Origin of the sequence: uncultured Pseudokineococcus sp., from assembly GCF_947495735.1 — a bacterium.
GTDB lineage: Bacteria > Actinomycetota > Actinomycetes > Actinomycetales > Quadrisphaeraceae > Pseudokineococcus.
The window spans coordinates 1-16,898 of the sequence record NZ_CANMAA010000015.1 but is presented as its reverse complement, the minus strand read 5'-3'; the positions used below and the strand labels follow the sequence as shown (position 1 = coordinate 16,898).

General features: G+C 73.8%; 15 protein-coding genes. 9 read left to right on the top strand and 6 right to left on the bottom strand.

From position 1 onward, the window contains the following. Window positions 1-36: 36 nt before the first annotated feature. Window positions 37-1,272, bottom strand: a complete 1,236-nt coding sequence (locus tag Q0848_RS16030) for a glutaminase (protein ID WP_299039324.1) — start codon at window positions 1,270-1,272, stop codon at window positions 37-39. Between the two features lie 87 nt (window positions 1,273-1,359). Next, window positions 1,360-1,497 carry a hypothetical protein gene (locus Q0848_RS16025; protein WP_299039322.1) on the bottom strand — a complete coding sequence of 46 codons (138 nt, stop codon included), beginning with the start codon at window positions 1,495-1,497 and terminating at the stop codon, window positions 1,360-1,362. 137 nt (window positions 1,498-1,634) lie between these two features. On the opposite strand from Q0848_RS16025, the gene Q0848_RS16020 reads away from it, so the two are divergent. Together Q0848_RS16020 and Q0848_RS16015 are read left to right on the top strand one after the other, a co-directional pair. Beyond that, window positions 1,635-2,204 carry a dihydrofolate reductase family protein gene (locus tag Q0848_RS16020; RefSeq protein WP_299039320.1) on the top strand — a complete coding sequence of 190 codons (570 nt, stop codon included), beginning with the start codon at window positions 1,635-1,637 and terminating at the stop codon, window positions 2,202-2,204. A gap of 95 nt (window positions 2,205-2,299) precedes the next feature. Continuing rightward, on the top strand, window positions 2,300-3,097 hold the full coding sequence (locus Q0848_RS16015) for a GNAT family N-acetyltransferase (RefSeq protein ID WP_299039318.1): 798 nt from the start codon (window positions 2,300-2,302) through the stop codon (window positions 3,095-3,097). Window positions 3,098-3,156: 59 nt separating this feature from the next. Here the strand turns inward: Q0848_RS16015 and Q0848_RS16010 are convergent, their stop codons facing one another. Then, complete coding sequence (locus Q0848_RS16010) at window positions 3,157-3,282, bottom strand: hypothetical protein (protein WP_299039316.1); 126 nt, start codon at window positions 3,280-3,282, stop codon at window positions 3,157-3,159. Between the two features lie 138 nt (window positions 3,283-3,420). Between Q0848_RS16010 and Q0848_RS16005 the strand changes: the two genes are divergently transcribed. The 3 genes from Q0848_RS16005 to Q0848_RS15995 all read left to right on the top strand — a co-directional run bounded on the left by Q0848_RS16005 (window position 3,421) and on the right by Q0848_RS15995 (window position 6,980). Then, complete coding sequence (locus tag Q0848_RS16005) at window positions 3,421-3,771, top strand: cupin domain-containing protein (RefSeq protein WP_299039315.1); 351 nt, start codon at window positions 3,421-3,423, stop codon at window positions 3,769-3,771. Between the two features lie 92 nt (window positions 3,772-3,863). Further along, window positions 3,864-5,207, top strand: coding sequence for a methyl-accepting chemotaxis protein (locus Q0848_RS16000; RefSeq protein WP_299039312.1), 1,344 nt, complete (start codon window positions 3,864-3,866; stop codon window positions 5,205-5,207). Window positions 5,208-5,333: 126 nt separating this feature from the next. Next, window positions 5,334-6,980, top strand: a complete 1,647-nt coding sequence (locus tag Q0848_RS15995; RefSeq protein ID WP_299039310.1) for a DUF5597 domain-containing protein — start codon at window positions 5,334-5,336, stop codon at window positions 6,978-6,980. Between the two features lie 324 nt (window positions 6,981-7,304). On the opposite strand, the gene Q0848_RS15990 is transcribed toward Q0848_RS15995, so the two are convergent. Together Q0848_RS15990 and Q0848_RS15985 are read right to left on the bottom strand one after the other, a co-directional pair. Beyond that, window positions 7,305-8,492, bottom strand: coding sequence for an SGNH/GDSL hydrolase family protein (locus Q0848_RS15990; RefSeq protein WP_299039308.1), 1,188 nt, complete (start codon window positions 8,490-8,492; stop codon window positions 7,305-7,307). Further along, window positions 8,489-9,511 (bottom strand): LacI family DNA-binding transcriptional regulator, encoded by a 1,023-nt coding sequence (locus Q0848_RS15985; protein WP_299039307.1) that lies wholly within the window; start codon window positions 9,509-9,511, stop codon window positions 8,489-8,491. Before Q0848_RS15985 ends, Q0848_RS15990 begins: the two co-directional genes overlap by 4 nt. A 322-nt stretch (window positions 9,512-9,833) precedes the next feature. Here Q0848_RS15985 and Q0848_RS15980 point away from each other — a divergent pair, with 322 nt between their 5' ends. From Q0848_RS15980 to Q0848_RS15965, 4 genes are all read left to right on the top strand, one after another. Continuing rightward, complete coding sequence (locus Q0848_RS15980; RefSeq protein WP_299039306.1) at window positions 9,834-10,853, top strand: sugar ABC transporter permease; 1,020 nt, start codon at window positions 9,834-9,836, stop codon at window positions 10,851-10,853. 32 nt (window positions 10,854-10,885) lie between these two features. Then, window positions 10,886-11,782 carry a carbohydrate ABC transporter permease gene (locus Q0848_RS15975; protein WP_366146647.1) on the top strand — a complete coding sequence of 299 codons (897 nt, stop codon included), beginning with the start codon at window positions 10,886-10,888 and terminating at the stop codon, window positions 11,780-11,782. 88 nt (window positions 11,783-11,870) lie between these two features. After that, complete coding sequence (locus Q0848_RS15970; RefSeq protein ID WP_299039303.1) at window positions 11,871-13,508, top strand: extracellular solute-binding protein; 1,638 nt, start codon at window positions 11,871-11,873, stop codon at window positions 13,506-13,508. Between the two features lie 266 nt (window positions 13,509-13,774). Beyond that, window positions 13,775-14,455, top strand: a complete 681-nt coding sequence (locus tag Q0848_RS15965) for a hypothetical protein (RefSeq protein WP_299039301.1) — start codon at window positions 13,775-13,777, stop codon at window positions 14,453-14,455. A gap of 76 nt (window positions 14,456-14,531) precedes the next feature. On the opposite strand, the gene Q0848_RS15960 is transcribed toward Q0848_RS15965, so the two are convergent. After that, complete coding sequence (locus Q0848_RS15960) at window positions 14,532-16,601, bottom strand: alpha-glucuronidase (protein ID WP_299039298.1); 2,070 nt, start codon at window positions 16,599-16,601, stop codon at window positions 14,532-14,534. Window positions 16,602-16,898 lie beyond the last annotated feature (297 nt).

The following is a 16,898-nucleotide window of genomic DNA, read 5'->3' as shown; positions in this document are numbered from 1 at the left end:
AGGCGTGGCCGCCCGACCAGGGCTGCAGGCCGCCCATCAGAGCTGGGCGCGGTCCTCGACGACCTCGCCGTCGCCCGGGTCCGCGTCCGGCAGCACGCGTCCGGCGTCGACCACGGCGACCCGGCGCCCGTCGAGGCGGAGCCGGCGCAGGCCCTCGAGCACCATCCGCCGGCCGACGCGCGTGACCCGGTCGACGTGCGTCAGGTCGAGGACGACGCAGGTCCACCCCTCCTCCTGCGCGAGCTCGTGCAGCAGGTGCTCGGCGCCCGTGAACTCCACGACGCCCTGCAGCGCGTAGACCACCTCGTCGCCGTCCTCCCGGCGCTCGCGCAGCACCGTCTCGCCGAGGCGCTCGGCGTCCATGAGGTGCAGGCCCAGGTCCGAGGACAGGCGCTGGAAGGCCAGCACCCCGCGGACGCTGCTGCCGTGGGCGTCCAGCCGCGGCGAGAACACGCAGACGCCGGCCTGGCCGGGGAGCGCGCCGAGCAGCCCTCCGGACACGCCGCTCTTCGCGGGAATGCCCACGCCGGTGATCCAGCTGCCGGCGCCGTTGTACATGCCGGCTGCGAGCATCACCGAGAGGGTCTGGCGGGCCACCCGCGCGGGCAGCACGCGCTCACCGGTGACCGGCTGGACCCCGCCCCCGGCCAGCGTGGCGCCCATCACGGCGACGTCGCGGGCGGTGACCATCACGGCGCACTGCTGGACGTAGCCGTCGACGACGTCGTGGACGTCCGCGGTCACGAGCCCGTAGCTGCGGAGCATGTGGGCCAGCGCCAGGTTGCGGTCGGCCGTGGCCATCTCGCTGACGTGCACCTCGGCGTCGACGCGCAGGGGCCGACCCGCGAGGGCGGAGAACACGTCCAGCAGGCGCTCGACGCGACCGCCGTTGTCCGGGTCCAGCAGGCTGTGCACCGCGAGGGCGCCCGCGTTGATCATCGGGTTCCGCGGGCGGTGCGAGCCCTTCTCCAGGGACAGCTCGTCGAACGCCTCGCCCGAGGGCTCGACGCCGACGACGCGGTCGACGGCCTCGAAGCCGTGGTCGAGCAGGGCCACCGCGTAGGCGAACGGCTTGGAGATCGACTGCAGGGAGAACTCGCGGTCGGCGTCGCCCACGGAGTAGGTGCGCCCCGTGATGGTGGTCAGCGCCAGGGCGAGGACGTCCGGGTCCGCGGTGGCGAGGGCGGGGATGTAGTCGGCCACCTCGCCGTCGTGGATGCCGACGAGGGAGTCGGTCACCTCGCGCAGGTAGTCCTGGACGGGTGTGCGCACGCGGCTCTCCTCGGGGTGGGCGCGGGCGGATCCCGTGCGCGGCACCGTAACGCGGGCCCGGAGGTGCCGGCGCGAGGCGCCGAGCGGTCAGCCGACCTCGTCGGCCGGCGCTGCGAGGTCGTCGGCCACCACCACCCAGTCGTCGTCGCGCGTCGCGTCGTCCAGGTCGAAGTCCACGGGCACGACCATCCCTGTCGCAGAGGTCGTCTGCGTGTCAGCCTCCATCCGGACGCCGTCCTGGGAGAGCTGCGACGACGAGGCGCAGGTGGAACGGGTCGTGCCCGATGACCTGCGTCGACCGGCGCGGTCTGCTCCGTCACGAGCGTCCGCACCCGGCGGCCGCGACGACCAAGGAGGCTCTGGTGGCGACGATCGTCTCGACCCTGTTCTCGGCGCTCGACGGCGTCGTGGAGATCGACCCGGCGTGGCACGTCCCGTACTTCGACGACGCCATGGGCGCCGCGGTCAGCGAGGACTACGACGGCGTGGACGTCCTCGTCCTCGGTCGCGTGACGTACGACAGCTTCGCGGGGGCCTGGCCCGAGCGAGAGGCGGCCGGCGAGGAGGACGCGGGTTTCGCCGCGCAGCTGGGCGACGTCCGCAAGCTCGTCGCCACGCGCGGCGTCGGCGAGCTGGGCTGGCGCAACGCCGAGGCCGTGCCGGACGTCGTCGAGGCGGTCCGGGCCCTGAGGGCCGACCCGGGCGTCGGGAAGGTCCTCGTGGCCGGCTCCGTCTCGGTCGTGCGCCAGCTGCTCGAGGCGGGGCTGCTCGACGAGCTGCGGCTCCTCGTGCACCCGGTCGCGGCGCGCAGGGGCGTGCGGCTCTTCGAGGAGGCCGGCTCGGTGCTCCCCCTCGCGCTGCGAAGCTCGCAGGCCCTGCCGACCGGCGTCCTGCGCCTGGTCTACGCGCCGGCCGACCAGCCCGGGTCCTGACGCGCGGCGGTGCTCGTGGGGCCCGGCCCGGTGCCGCGGCCCCGCGGCGGCGAACTCCCTTGCCGTCGGCCGCCTCCTCGCGCAGGGTCGCCGCCGTGCCCCCCGACCCCGCCCGCCTGCTGGCGATCTACGACGGCCAGCTGCGCACCGACGCCGAGACCCCCGGCGCGACCTCGGTCACCCGGCTCGGCCCGCTGCGCCTGGTGACGTTCGCGGGCGGGCGCGGCTTCGTCACCTACGCCGACCTCGGGGGAGCGGACGCCGCCGCGATCCGGCGCTGGGTGGCCGAGGCGCTGGAGCACTACCGGGCCGACCCGGAGGTCGCGCGCGTCGAGTGGAAGACCCGCGGGCACGACGCCGCGCCAGGGCTGCACGAGGCGCTCGTCGCGCACGGGTTCGTCCCGGACGAGCAGGAGGTCGTGATGATGGGCGAGGCGCAGGCCCTCGCGGTCGACCTGCCGCTGCCGGAGGGGGTCTCGCTGCGCCGGGTGACCTCCGAGGTCGACGTCCGCGCGATGAGCGCGATGCAGGACGAGGTCTTCGGCGACCCCGTCAGCAGGGAGGGGGCCGACGCCCTCGTGCGCCGGCTCGCCACCGGCGACGGGATGGAGCTCTGGGTCGCCGAGGCGGCGGGGCTCGTCGTCAGCGCCGGGCGGCTGGAGCCGGTGGCGGGCAGCGACGTGGCCGGCGTCTGGGGCGGCGCGACGCGCCCGGAGTGGCGCCGCCGCGGCGTCTACCGCGCGCTGACCGCGGCGCGCGCCCGGTCCGCCCTCCGCCGGGGGAAGACGCTGGTGCACAGCGACTGCACCCCGTTCTCACGGCCGATCCTCCAGCGAGCCGGCCTCGTGGAGGTCACCACGACCACGCCGTACCTGTGGCGGCGTGGTGCCTGACCCCTCCTGAGGAGCTGGTCGACGGAGGTGACCGTGCACGGTCACCTCCGTCGACCAGGTCACGGCGGACCGTCGCCGGCGCAGCCGAGATCGACGACGTCGGCGCCGGCGACGTCGACCAGCCCGACCGGCTGCAGCACCTCGAGCCGGTTGCCGTGGCCGTCGCGGCTGGAGAAGCGGCGCATGCCTGTCCGCGATCAGCTGGGTCAGGGCCGCGGCGTCCGCTCCAGCCGGCCTCGCCGAGGCGCAGTGCTCCTCCGGCAGCCCTGCGCGGGGGAGCGTGCGGGCGGGCCGCGGCGGCCGACCTGGCCTAGCGTCGACGCATGGGCGACACGACGATCATCAAGGTGGACAGCGAGCACTCCCCCCGCGGCGCGATGGGGCAGGTGCACCTCGCCAGCGGCGCGAGCACGAGCATGCGGATGTGGCGCGAGCAGCCGGCCGGAGACCCCGAGCCCGACGTCGCCCGTGACTACGAGACGGTCGGCTACGTGATCTCCGGCCGGGCCGAGCTGCGCAGCGAGGGCCAGGTCGTCTCCCTGGCGGCCGGCGACTCCTGGGTGGTGCCGAAGGGCGCCGTGCACTCCTACCGGATCCTCGAGGCCTTCACCGCGGTCGAGGCCACCTCCCCGCCCGCGCAGGTGCACGACCGCGACGAGCCCGCCGGCGGCTGACGGAGGCCCGCGGCCTCGCCCGTCCGGGGGGTCGTCGCCCGGACGGCGGGGGCGCGGCTCAGCCCCCGGGCCGGAGGTGCCGACACCGGCGTATGACCACCGACGCGCCGACCCCCGGAACCGGGCTGTCCTGGCTGCCGCGCGGCGGCCAGCTCGACGAGGAGCAGTTCGCCGCCCGCCACCAGCTGCTGTGGGGGCTGCTGCTGCTGCACCTGCCCGTCCTCTCCGTGCTCGGCGTGCTGCACCTGCGGGGCGACGGGCACGCGGACCACGGCCCCGTCTCGCCGGGCCTCCTGCTGTGGGGCCAGGTCGCGGCGATGGCCGTGCTGGCCGTGCTGGCTCGGACGATGCGCTCCCAGTCCCTGCGCGCCGGGGCCGTCGGGCTCGGCCTGATGGTCGGTGCCGGTGTCCTCGTGCACGTCGGCGGCGGCCTGACGGACCTGCACATCTGGTTCTACGTCCTGCTGCCGGCCGTGGCGCTCTACCAGCAGTGGGTGCCGTTCCTCGCCGCGGTCGGCTTCGTCGCCGTCCACCACGCGGTGATGGGGCTGCTGATGCCGAGCATCGTCTTCTCCACCCCGGCGGCGGTCGAGCACCCGGTCCGCTTCGCCGGCCTCCACGCCGTCTTCCTCCTCGCCGAGGGCTTCTTCCTCGCCTACGGCTGGCGCTTCACCGAGGCGGCGGACGCCGCGCGCCGCGCCGAGGCGGACACCGCCCGCGCCCGGGCCTGCGCCGTCGCCACGGCCCAGGGGGAGCTGGCCGGGGCACGTTCGGCCGCCGCCGACGACGCGGCGGCGGCGCTGCGCCAGCGCGAGGAGCGGGCGGCGGCCCTCGGGGAGCGGCTCGCGCGCCTGGACGAGGCGGGCACCCGGCTCAGCCAGAACGTCTCGGTCGCCTCCGCGGTGATGGACGGGCTGCGCACCGCGATCAACGACATCTCGGTCGCCGCGAGCTCGGCCACCGCCACCGCCCAGCGGGCCGAGACGGAGTCCGCGCAGGGGGCCGCGACCGTGGACCGCCTGGCGGAGACCATGGGGCGCATCGACGCGATGGCGAGCAGCATCAGCGCCATCGCCCAGCAGACCAACCTGCTCGCGCTCAACGCGACCATCGAGGCGGCCCGCGCCGGGACGGCCGGCCGGGGCTTCGCCGTCGTCGCCGGAGAGGTCAAGGAGCTCGCCGCCGAGACGGCGCGCGCCACCGACGACATCAGCAGGGTCGTCGACGCGGTCCGCGACGACGTCCGGGCCGCCGGCGCCTCGCTCGGGGCCATCCAGGAGGTCGTCCGCGGCGTCCTCGACGCCCAGGTGACGATCGCCGCGGCCGTCGAGGAGCAGAGCGCGTCGTCCACCCAGGTGCAGGGGGCCATCACGGGTGCCTCCGAGGACGCCGCGACCATGGCCCGCCAGCTGGGCGAGGTCGCCGCGGTCGCGTAGGGGCCGCGGCGGAAGAGCAGCGCGGCCCCTCCGCCCCGTCGAGCCTCGCGCACCTCGCCCCCGCCCACCTCGAGCCCCGTGCGTCCTCGGTGAGACCGTGCCCACCGCGTGCCAGACTCGCGGCGCGTGACCTCCACACCGGAGACGGCAGCAGGAGCGGGCGCCGGCGACGCCTCGTCGCCGTGGCCGTTGCCCAGCTTGAGACGGTCCGGCAGCGCGACGCAGCTGGTCGTGGACGGCGCGCCCTTCCTCGTCCGCGGCGGCGAGCTGGGCAACTCGAGCGCTGAGCGCACGCACCTCGCGGAGCACTGGGACAAGCTGCGGTCCCTCGGGCTCAACACCCTCGTGGCGCCGGTGTGCTGGGACGTCGTGGAGCCGGTGGAGGGGCAGTTCGACTGGAGCACCGTCGACGAGCTCGTCGAGGACGCGGCGGCGCACGGCATGAGGCTGGTGCTGCTGTGGTTCGGGACCTGGAAGAACAGCATGTCCTGCTACGCGCCGGGATGGGTGAAGTCGGACGTCGAGCGCTTCCCGCGGTGCCGGACCTCGAGCGGCCAGGCGCTGGAGATCCTCACCCCGTTCAGCGCGGCCAACCGCGACGCCGACGCGCGGGCGTTCGCCGCGCTCATGGGCCACCTGCGCGAGTCGGACGAGCGGCGCACCGTGGTGCTCGTGCAGGTGGAGAACGAGATCGGCATGATCCCCGAGGCTCGTGACCACTCCGCGGAGGCGGAGACCGCCTTCGACGGACCGGTCCCCGCGGAGCTCGTCGGGTACGTGGAGGACCACCGCGGAGGGCTGGCGCCGGAGCTGGCCGACGTGTGGGAGCCCGAGGTCTCGCGTCGCGGTGGGAGCTGGGTCGAGGTCCTCGGCGAGGGGCCCTCCACGGACGAGATCTTCATGGCGTGGCACTTCGCCCGCTACGTCCAGGCCGTGGTGGAGGCCGGCAAGGCCCAGCTCGACCTTCCGATGTACGCGAACGCAGCGCTCATCCGCCCGGGGGCGCTCCCCGGCCAGTACCCGAGCGCCGGTCCCCTGCCGCACCTCGTCGATGTCTGGCGGGCCGGGGCGCCCGCGCTCGATTTCATCGCGCCCGACATCTACTTCCCGAACTTCGCCGAGTGGGCGGGCAGGTACGCGCGCACGGGCGACCCGCTGTTCGTGCCGGAGGCGCTCCGCAGCACGGACGCGGCCGCCAACGCGCTCTACGCCTACGGCGCCCACTCGGCGATCGGCTTCTCGCCCTTCGGCATCGAGTCGATCGAGGGGGACGCCGCGACGCTGCTCGCGGCCGCCAACGACGTCGTCCGCCAGCTGACCCCGCTGATGACGGCGCACGCGGGTGACGGCTCGATGACCGGGCTGCTGCCGCCGACCGACGACCAGCGCACGCCCCACCGGGTGCGTCTCGGAGAGGTCGTGCTCGAGGCCTCCTACGAGCGGGAGGCGGCGCCGAGCCTGGCGGACGGGGTGATCAACGAGGTGGGCGACCGGTCGACCGACACCCGGCGGCTGCCCGCAGGTGCGGTCGTCATCCGGACCGGCCCTGACGACCTCGTCCTCGGCGGCATCGGGGTGACCGTGACCTTCTCCCCCGTGCGGCCCGGCTCGGAGCACGTGGGCGTGCTCAGCTGCGAGGAGGGACGCTACGACGACGGGGTGTGGACCCACCGGCGCTGGCTCAACGGCGACGAGACCCACCAGGGGCGGCACCTCCGCCTGGAGCCGGGGCGGGTGTCGCTCCAGCGCGTCAGGCTCTACCGCTACCGGTGACGGCCGGGAGGTCGTGCCCCCGGACGACGCCGACGGTCGCCTCGCCACCGGGCGCAGGACGTCGTGGTCGTCGAGGCGCGGAGGTCGCCGGTGCGCCGGTGCGCCGAGGTCCGCTCGCAGCCGGCGTCCCGAGGGGCGGGGGCCGCCCGCCGCTGACGTGGTCGAGGAGGGAACCGCTGCGCCCTCGGGGCTGCACCTCGAGCGAGCACCGCCCCCTCCAGGCGCGGTCTCCCGCGACGTCCGCGCGCGCAGACGCGGAACCGGATCCTGCGCGCGGTGCACGAGCAGCGGACCGCTGCGTCCTGAGCCGCCCCGTCGGGGTGCCTACCGGAAGACGTCGAGCGGCACGGCCGCGGCCAGGGCGGCGTGGCCGGCGGGCCCCAGGTGCAGGTGGTCGCCGACGTCGTGGGCGGCCAGGAGCCTGTCCGGCCGGGCGGGGTCGCGCGCCGCGCGGTCCAGGTCGAGCACCGCGTCGAAGCGGCCGCTCGTGCGGATCCAGTGGTTGACCCGCTGCCGGCTGCGCTCGCGGTGCCCCGCCGGGTCGTCGTAGTCGGCGCTGCCGCCGAACGGGAGCAGGGTGGCGCCGAGCGCGCGCAGGCCACGGGCCCGGGCGCGCAGGACGACCTGGTCGAGCGCGCGCACGAGGTCCTCCGCGACGTCCCGCTGGGCCGAGGCCGTGGCGGCGGCGGTGCCGAGGTCGTTGATCCCCTCGAGCACGAGCAGCCACGCCGCACCGCTGAGAGCCAGGACGTCGCGGTCGAGGCGGGCGAGGGCGCTCGGCCCCACCCCGTCGGCGAGGACGCGGTTGCCGCCGCCCGCCTGGTTCACCACCGCGACGTCGGTCCGCCCCGCCGCCCGCAGGCGCTCGGCCAGCTGGTCCGGCCACCGGTCGTCCCCGTCGGTGGTCGACCCCCTGCCGTCGCTCAGCGAGTCGCCGAGGACGACGACGGCGCGAGCGGGGCGGTCGGGGACGACCTCCAGGCCGGTGAGGACGTACCAGTGCTCGACCGGCGCGGCGCCCGCCAGGTCGCGCGCCTCCGCGTGGTCGCCGGCGAGCACGTGCGACGTCGTCCGCGAGCCCGGGTGGGTGGTGCGGCCCCACAGGACGCCCTCGTCCGACAGGTGGGTCGAGAGGGTGAGCGCCGACCGCGGGGCGACGGCGAGCTCGACCGGGTCGGAGACCACGAGCGCACCGACCGGCACGCGGGTCGAGGCGCGACCGCCGAAGGTCAGGGGCACCGAGGTCCCGGGCACGACGGCGCGGGCGCCCGAGCGCCCGCCCTCGGGTCGGGCGAGGACGGCGCGCGAGACCGCCAGCGGGGCGTCCCCGAAGGCGTTCGACAGCCGGACGCGCAGGCGGCGACCCCCCACCGAGGTGCGGACGGTCTGCCGGAGGGTCGTGCCCGACCCGCTCGGGCCGCGGCCGCCCTCGGGCGCCGGGGGCAGGTCCGCGGCCTCGGCCCGCTGCGGCATGCACGCCCAGGTGTGCACCCAGCGGGCGTCGTCGTTCACGCCCGGTCCCCGCCGGGCGGCGCCGTGCTCTCCCGCACGACGAGCTCGGTGGCCAGGTCGATGCGCGGAGCCGCCAGCGAGGCGCCCCGGGCCAGCTCGAGCACCATCCGCGTCGCCGTGCTGGCCATCTCCTGCAGGGGCTGGCGGACGGTGGTGAGCGCCGGCCCGATCCAGCGGGCCACCGGCAGGTCGTCGTAGCCGACCAGCGAGAGGTCCTCGGGCACGCGCAGACCCAGCTCCCGGGCCGCCCGGAGCACCCCGAGGGCCTGGAAGTCGCTGCCGGCGAAGACGGCGCTGGGGCGGTCCGGGCGCGACAGCAGCTCGCGGCCGTGGGCGTAGCCGCCCTCGACGTGGAAGTTGCCGTAGCGCACGAGCGAGGGGTCCAGCTCGACGCCGGCCTCGGCCAGCGCCGTGCGGCAGCCGTCGAGACGGGCACGGCTGCACAGGACGTCGGTCGGCCCGGTGACGACCGCGATGCGCCGGTGCCCCAGGGCGAGGAGGTGGCGGGTCGCGGCGAGGGCGCCGCTCCAGTTGGTGGACCCCACGGTCGGCACGTCCGGTGGCGGCTCGCCCGCCGTGTCGACGACGACGAAGGGGATGGAGCGGGCGGCCAGCTGGCGGCGCTGCGTCGGGCTCACCTCGGAGAGCACGAAGACCACGCCCAGCGGGCGCAGCGCGAGCGTGTCGTCGAGCCGCTCCTGCGGGGGGCGGTGCACGCCGCCGAGCTGGGAGAGGACGACCGACACGCGCTCCTGGCAGGCGACCGCCTCGACCCCGCGGAGGATCTCCTGGCCCCAGGACGAGTGCTCGTGGAACACGAGCTGGAGCAGCTGGGGTCCGGTCGCAGGCCGGGCCGGCCGCCGCTGGTAGCGGAGGCGCTCGATGGTCTCCTCGACGCGGGTGCGCGTGCCGGAGGCGACGTCCGACCTGCCGTTGAGCACCTTGGACACCGTCGCCACCGACACGCCGACCTCCGCGGCGACGGTGGAGAGAGTGGGTCGCGCGCTGTCCGTCGTCATCCACGGTCCCGGGGCTCGATCTCGAAAGTTTCGGGGAAACTAGCACTCGGTGGACTCGATCGTCCCGGAGCGGACGCGGCCTCGCGGATCGAGGTCTCGTGACTGCGGTGCACGTCCTTCGTTCCCGCGCGGAGGTCACAGTCCGAGGTCGCCCGTTGACCGAGAGTGGAGGCCGCGTCTACGGTCTGGCTATCGATCTACCGATCGAAAGGTTTCGACACACACTGACGTGGGTTGGAGACGTTGTGCGACGACAGGGCAGTACGACGACGCCTGAGCGGCGGCGGGGTCGGCCGTGGCGGCGGTGCTCGGTGACGACCGCATGAGCGGCACGTCCTCAGCGGGCTCGACCCCGGGGACCACCGGGTCCGCGAGCGGCGGGGCCTCGTCCCTGGCGGCCGTGGCCCTGCAGGAGCAGACCCCGGTGCTGCGCCCGTCGACGACGACCTGGCGCCAGGCCCTGCGGCGGGACTGGCGCCTGTACTCGCTCGTGGTGCTCCCGCTGGCGTTCTTCCTGGTCTTCCGGTACCTGCCCATGCTCGGAAACGTCATCGCGTTCCGCCGGTTCCGGCCGGGCGGCAGCATCTTCGGTGACGAGTGGGTGGGCCTGCGCTACGTCGAGCTCTTCATCAACGACCCGCTCTTCTGGAACGTCTTCCGGAACACCCTGGTCCTCGGCACGCTCACCCTGCTCATCGCCTTCCCGATGCCCATCGTCCTGGCTCTGCTCCTCAACGAGCTGAGGTCGCGCAAGTTCAAGCGCTTCGTGCAGACGGTGTCCTACCTGCCGCACTTCATGTCGATCGTCATCGTGGCGGGGATGGTGCTGCAGCTGACCTCGACCCAGGGGACGATCAACCAGCTGGTCCAGCTCGTCGGCGGGGACTCGATCCCCTTCATGCAGCAGGCGGAGTGGTTCCGCACCGTCTACATCACCTCGGAGGTCTGGCAGACGGTCGGGTGGGGCACCATCCTCTACCTCGCCGCGCTGACGCAGGTGGACGAGAACCTCTACGAGGCCGCGCGCATCGACGGCGCGAACCGGTGGAAGCAGACCTGGCACGTCACCCTGCCCGGCATCCGACCCACCATGATCACGCTGCTCATCCTGAACATCGGCACGTTCATGGCGGTCGGCTTCGAGAAGATCCTGCTCCTGTACAACCCGCTGCTCTACCCGACCGCGGACGTGATCTCCACGTACCTGTACCGGGTGGGGATCCTGTCGAGCAACTTCTCCTACGCCGCGGCGATCGGCCTCTTCGAGGCGATCATCGGGCTGACCCTGATCCTGTCCGCCAACGCCATCTCGCGACGAGCAGCTGGGACGAGTCTGTGGTGACCCTCGCCGACCCCGATCGCGCCACCCGGCGCCTGGCCCAGGTGCCCGCGCCGCGGACGCTCAAGGACACCCGCGGCTACCGGGCCTTCCGGGTCGTCAACGTCACCATCCTGCTGCTCGTCGTGGCGGTGGTGCTGTACCCCTTCGTCAACATCATCGCCCAGTCCTTCTCCTCCGAGGGCGCCATCACCTCGGGGCAGGTCAACCTGGTGCCCCGCGGGTTCAACATCGAGACCTACCGCGTGGTCATGAGCGACTCGATGTTCTGGTTGAACTACCGGAACACCGTCGTGTACACGGTGGTCGCGACGGCGATCGCCATGGTGCTGACGACGTCGTTCGCCTACGCCATCTCGAAGAAGCACCTGAAGGGGCGGCCGGTCCTTATCGGCATCGCCGTCTTCACCATGTTCTTCAACGGCGGACTCATCCCCAACTACGTCCTGATCAACGAGCTGGGCATGACGAACACCATGTGGGCGATCGTGCTGCCCAACGCCATCAGCGTGTTCAACCTGCTCGTGATGAAGGCCTTCTTCGAGAACCTCCCCGAAGAGCTCGAGGAGGCCGCCTCGATCGACGGGCTCACCACGTACGGGATCTTCTTCCGCATCGTGCTGCCGCTGAGCAAGGCGGTGATCGCGACGATGGTGCTGTTCTACGCGGTGACGTTCTGGAACTCCTGGTTCACGGCCTTCCTGTACCTCGACCGCGCCGAGCTCTACCCCGTCACCGTCTACCTGCGGAACATGATCGCGGGAGCCACCACGGCGACGTCCATGGGGAGCAGTGCGGACGACGCCGCGCAGGTGGCCGCCAACATCCAGGCGGTGACGATGGTCCTCACGCTGCTGCCCATCGTGAGCCTCTACCCCTTCATCCAGAAGTACTTCGTCTCCGGCGTGATGCTCGGCTCGGTTAAGGGCTGAGCCCCCGTCCTCCCGTCGCTGGCCGGGAGGAGAGACGAACTCCCGCCTGCTCCTCCCCGAACTCCTGACGAACCTCGAGAGGGAAACGATGACGTTCGCAACGAAGCGGTCGACGGCACTGATCGCAGCCATGGGACTCGTGCTCGGCCTCACCGCGTGCTCCGGCGACGAGAGCGAGGCGGTGGAGGAGGTCGTCGAGGAGCAGTCCGTGGGGGCCATGGAGGACTACGGCGTCGGGGACACCTTCCAGGCGACGGAGCCCGTCTCCTTCTCCCTGCTGTACCGCGACCACCCCAACTACCCGAACGACCCGGAGTGGCTCTTCTACCAGCGGATCGCAGAGGAGCAGAACGTCACCCTGGAGACGACGCTCGCACCCCTGAGCGACTGGGACCAGCGCCGCAGCCTGGTCATCGGGGCCGGCGACGCGCCCGACTTCATCCCCGTCACCTACCCGGGGCAGGAGGCGCCGTACGTCTCCTCCGGGGCCATCCTGCCGGTGAGCGACTACGTCGACCTCATGCCCAACTTCCAGGCCAAGGTCGAGGAGTGGGAGCTGGAGGAGGAGCTCGACTCCCTCCGCCAGGAGGACGGCAAGTTCTACCTCCTGCCGGGGCTGCTGCAGGACGTGCGACCCGACTACACCGTCGGCATCCGCACGGACGTCCTGGAGGAGCTGGGCCTGGAGGAGCCGACGTCGTGGGAGGAGCTCCGCGGGGTCCTGCAGGCGATGAAGGACGCCGACCCGGACTCCTACCCGTTCTCCGACCGGTGGGAGGGCGAGGCCCTGCTCAACTACGCGGCGCCCGCCTTCGGCACCATCGGCGGGTGGGGCTTCATCGACGGCGTGGTCTGGGACGAGGAGGCCGGTGAGTTCGTCTTCGCCCCCACCACCGACGAGTACCGGTCGATGGTCGAGTACTTCCGGGGGCTGGTCGAGGACGGGCTGATGGACCCGGAGAGCTTCACGCAGTCCGACGAGGACGCGCTGTCGAAGCTGGCCAACGAGCGGTCGTACGCCGTGAGCACCAACTCGCAGGAGATCCTCACGGCCCGCACCGCCCTGGAGGCCTCCCTGGGGGCGGACGCCTTCTCCCTCTCGAAGACCATCCTCCCCGCGGGACCGGCCGGTGAGGTCGTGGGAGGGACGCGGCTGGAGAACGGCCTCATGATCTCCTCCAGTGCGGTGGAGAACGACGACTTCGTCGCGATGATGCAGTTCATCGACTGGCTCTACTACTCGGACGAGGGCCTGGAGTTCGCCAAGTGGGGCGTCGAGGGCGAGACCTACGCCATGACGGGTGACGAGCGGGCGCCCGCCGAGGACGTCTCGTTCACGGGCCTCAACCCGGACGCGCCGACGAACATGCAGGCCGACTACGGGTTCTTCAACGGCGTGTACATGTTCGCCTCCGGCTCGACGCGCGAGCTCGTCCTCTCGAACCTCTACGAGGAGGAGGTCGAGTGGCAGGAGGAGATGCGGGCGAAGGAGCCGGTGGCCGTGCCGCCGCCGTACCCGCTCGACGAGATCGAGCGCGAGCAGTTCTCGCTGTACCAGACCGCGCTCACCGACCTGACGCGCCAGGCCACGCTGCAGTTCATCCTCGGCCAGCGCGACATCGCCGACTACGACGCCTTCGTCGCCGAGCTCGAGGCGTCCAACCTCGACGCCTACATGGAGATCGTCAACGGCGCCCAGCAGCGCTACGCCGAGGCGAACGGCTGATCCACCCGCGGCGGCCCGGCCCTCACCCCGGGGGTCGGGCCGCCGCGCCGCACGCCGGGCCCAGCGGCTCGTCCGCCGTCCCGGGACCCCCGCGCCGACCAGCACGAGAGGTGGCCGACCCGATGGGCCCTCGCCCCACGCCGTCCGTCTGCCGCGGGCGGGCCGGCCCCGCCCGGCGACCGCCGCTCGTGCGAGGCGAGGACGTCCCGCCGGCGGTCGTCGTCGACCCGCCCGTGGGTGCCGTCGTCCGCGAGGCGGGCTGAGCCGTGCCGCCTCTCGGCGAGGGCCCGCTCTCGCGGGTGACGGGCGTCGTGCACTGGTTCCTCGTCGTCGAGGTGATGCTCGTGCTCACGACCGCCCCGGGTCTCGTGGTGGCGCTGCTGCTGGCGCCCGTGGCGAGCAACCTCCCGCTGTACGCCCTGTGCGCGGTGCCCGTCGGCCCCGCGGTGGCCGCGGCGCTGCACGCGTGGAGGGGCTTCCTCGCCGACCCCGACGACGAGCCGTCCCGGAGGTTCCTGCGCGGCTACCGCCTGGACGTCCTCGACGCGCTGCGGGCGTGGGTCCCGGCGCTCGTGGTCCTCACCGCGCTGGGCGTCTCCGTCGCGAACCGCGAGAGCGTGCCCGGCGGCGGCGCGCTCCTCGTGGCTCAGCTGCTGGTGGGCGCCGCGGTCACGCTCTGGGCGGTCCGGATGCTCTCGATCACCGCGACCTTCACCTTCCGGTGGCGGGATGCCGCCCGCCTCTCCGTGCTGACGCTCGGCACCCGACCGCGCGCGACCCTGAGCCTGCTGTCGCTGCTCGTGCTCACGGGGGGCATCACGTACGTGACCTTCGACGCCGTCGTCGTGCTGCTGGCCTCGGTCCTGACCTTCCTGCTGGCGCGGGGCGAGGCCCCCGTGGTGCAGCAGGTCCGCGACGAGTTCGTGGAGCAGACCGCGGCGTCGTGACCGGCGCCCCGTCCGCCTCCCCGCGCGGGCGGAGGAGGGCAGGACGGACGGGGAGGGGCGCCGGGAGGGGCCGAGGTCAGTGGATCGTGCGCCCGTGGGCGTCGGCGACCCCTGACTTCCGGAAGAAGTAGGTGTTCAGCTGATCCCGCCACTCGCGGGCCGAGCGCAGCTGCTCGGCCAGGCGCTCGGTGACCCGGGCGTGCAGGTCCGGCTCGACCCGCCCACGCAGGCCCTCCCAGGTGCGCACCATCTGCTCGACCCGCTCGGCGCCCCGGAAGTGGGTGTCGTACACGTGCTGGACGACGGTCGTGCCGTCGCGGAGCACGTGCTCGTACGGCACGTGGTGGAAGAACAGCAGCAGCTCGTCGGGGCAGTCCGCCAGGGACTCGTAGACGTCCCGCCACGGCGGCGGGTACTGGCCCGTGAAGCCCGTGCCCGTGGCCCGCGCGCGGTCGACGCCGATGCCGTCGCGGTCGGCGAAGTGGTAGGTGCCCCAGGGGGTGTACTCGTAGCCGTCGACGTCGGGGCCGTAGTGGTGCCCGGGGCGGACCATGAAGCCGACCCCCAGGGGGGCCGTGCAGTCCTCGTACGTGCGCCACGACCCGTCCATCAGCTCGTGCAGGGCTGCGGCGGTCCCCGGGTCGTCCCCGAACGTGAGGCCGACCCACTCGTCGAGCAGCTCGAGCGGGTCCAGACCGGGGTCCGAGGCGAGCCGGCCGAAGGCGTACAGGTTCGCCTGGGCCAGCGGGTGGCCCGTCCAGAACTCGTCGCGGCCGACGTTGGACACGGCGACGAGGCCCGCGTCGCGCCCGCCCGGCCCGCGCCCCGCGACGACGTCGGCCACGGTCGCGCCCTCCTCGCCCCACGGGCGCCAGCCCAGGACCTCCGACCACTGCTCGCCGAGGTAGCAGACGTGCTGCTGCTGACCCGAGTACTCCTGGGTGACCTGCAGCTCGACGGCGAGCCGGGTGCGGGGCATGGCGGCGATGACGGGCGAGACGGGCTCCCGCACCTGGAAGTCCATCGGGCCGAACTTCACCTGCAGGACGACGTGGTCGTCGAACTCCCCGTCCAGCGGCGAGAAGTGGTCGTGGGCGGCGCGGGCGCGGTCGGTCGAGCGGTCGCGCCAGTCCTGGTGGTGGTCGTAGACGAAGGCGCGCCAGAAGACCGTGCCGCCGTGCGGGGCCACGGCGCGGGCGAGCGCGTTCGCGCCGTCGGCGTGGGTGCGCCCGTAGGCGAAGGGACCCGGCTGCCCCTCGGAGTCGGCCTTGACCACGAAGCCGCCGAAGTCGGGGATGCGCGCCCACACCTGCGCGGCGCGGTCCGCCCACCAGCGCCGGACGCCCTCGTCGAGCGGGTCGGAGGTCGTCAGGCCGCCCACGCCCATCGGCGCGGCGAAGGAGACCGAGAGCAGGACGCGGATGCCGTACGGCCGGAAGACGTCGGCGAGGCGGGCCACGTCCTCGAGGCCGTCGGTGAGGAGCCGCGCCTCGACCGCGTGGACGTTGACGTTGTTGAGCCCGACGGCGTTCACCCCGGTCGAGGCCAGCAGGCGCGCGTACTCCACCACCCGGGACAGGTCCTCGCGCACCCGACCGTCGGCCCAGAAGAGCGACGCACCCGCGTACCCCCTCTCGACGAGGCCCATGACCGGGTGCTCGACGAGGTTGTCCCAGTGGTCCAGCACCCGGAGGGGGGAGGCGGGCTCGAGCACCTCGTCGCGCGCGGTCACCGTCCCGGCGGGGTCGGTCCGGCGCGCTCCGGCGCGGACGACGGCGAAGAGCCCGCGCAGGAGCCCGGTCGCCGTGCGAGCCACCACGACGGTCGTGCCCTCGGCCGCCACGACGCGGCAGCCCTCCTCGGACAGGTCGGCCGTCCCGGGCCCGCCGGCCCGCCGAGCAGCCGCCAGGTGCCGGAGTTCGGCGAGGCCGGCCGGGGTCGCCAGCACCACGTCGGGGACCTCGTGGGCCCCGACCCGGGTCGTCAGCCGCCCGCCGTGCGCGGTGGTCGCGCGCTCGAGCTCCGCCGCGACGGCGTCGAGGACGGGTCCGGCGTCGAGGTCGGGAGCCAGCAGGGCCGCGGTCCCGCGCCCGAGGGGGGCGAGGACCCGGTCGGGGAGCCAGGCTGCGTGGGGGGTCGTCGTCATGAGCCACCTCTGTCGAGTCGGTCGCGCCGGTCGTCGCGGGGGGTGCGGTGCTCGCCCGATGCCGCCACGGCCGCGTCGCCCGCGCAGGAGCCGGGCGACCCGGAGGCCCTGCCGCTCGAGCGGGCCCTCGGCGGCGCGGTGGTGGGCCGGGACCGGCAGACGCCGGGATCCACCGCCAGGTCCTCCTCCGAGCCCCCGCCGAGCACTGCCGCACCAGCATGCTAGATGTATCCGGCCAGGACGTTGGTAGCAGGCGTGGCGGGTTGAACGAAGGAGAACCTCCGGGTGGGGTGTGGC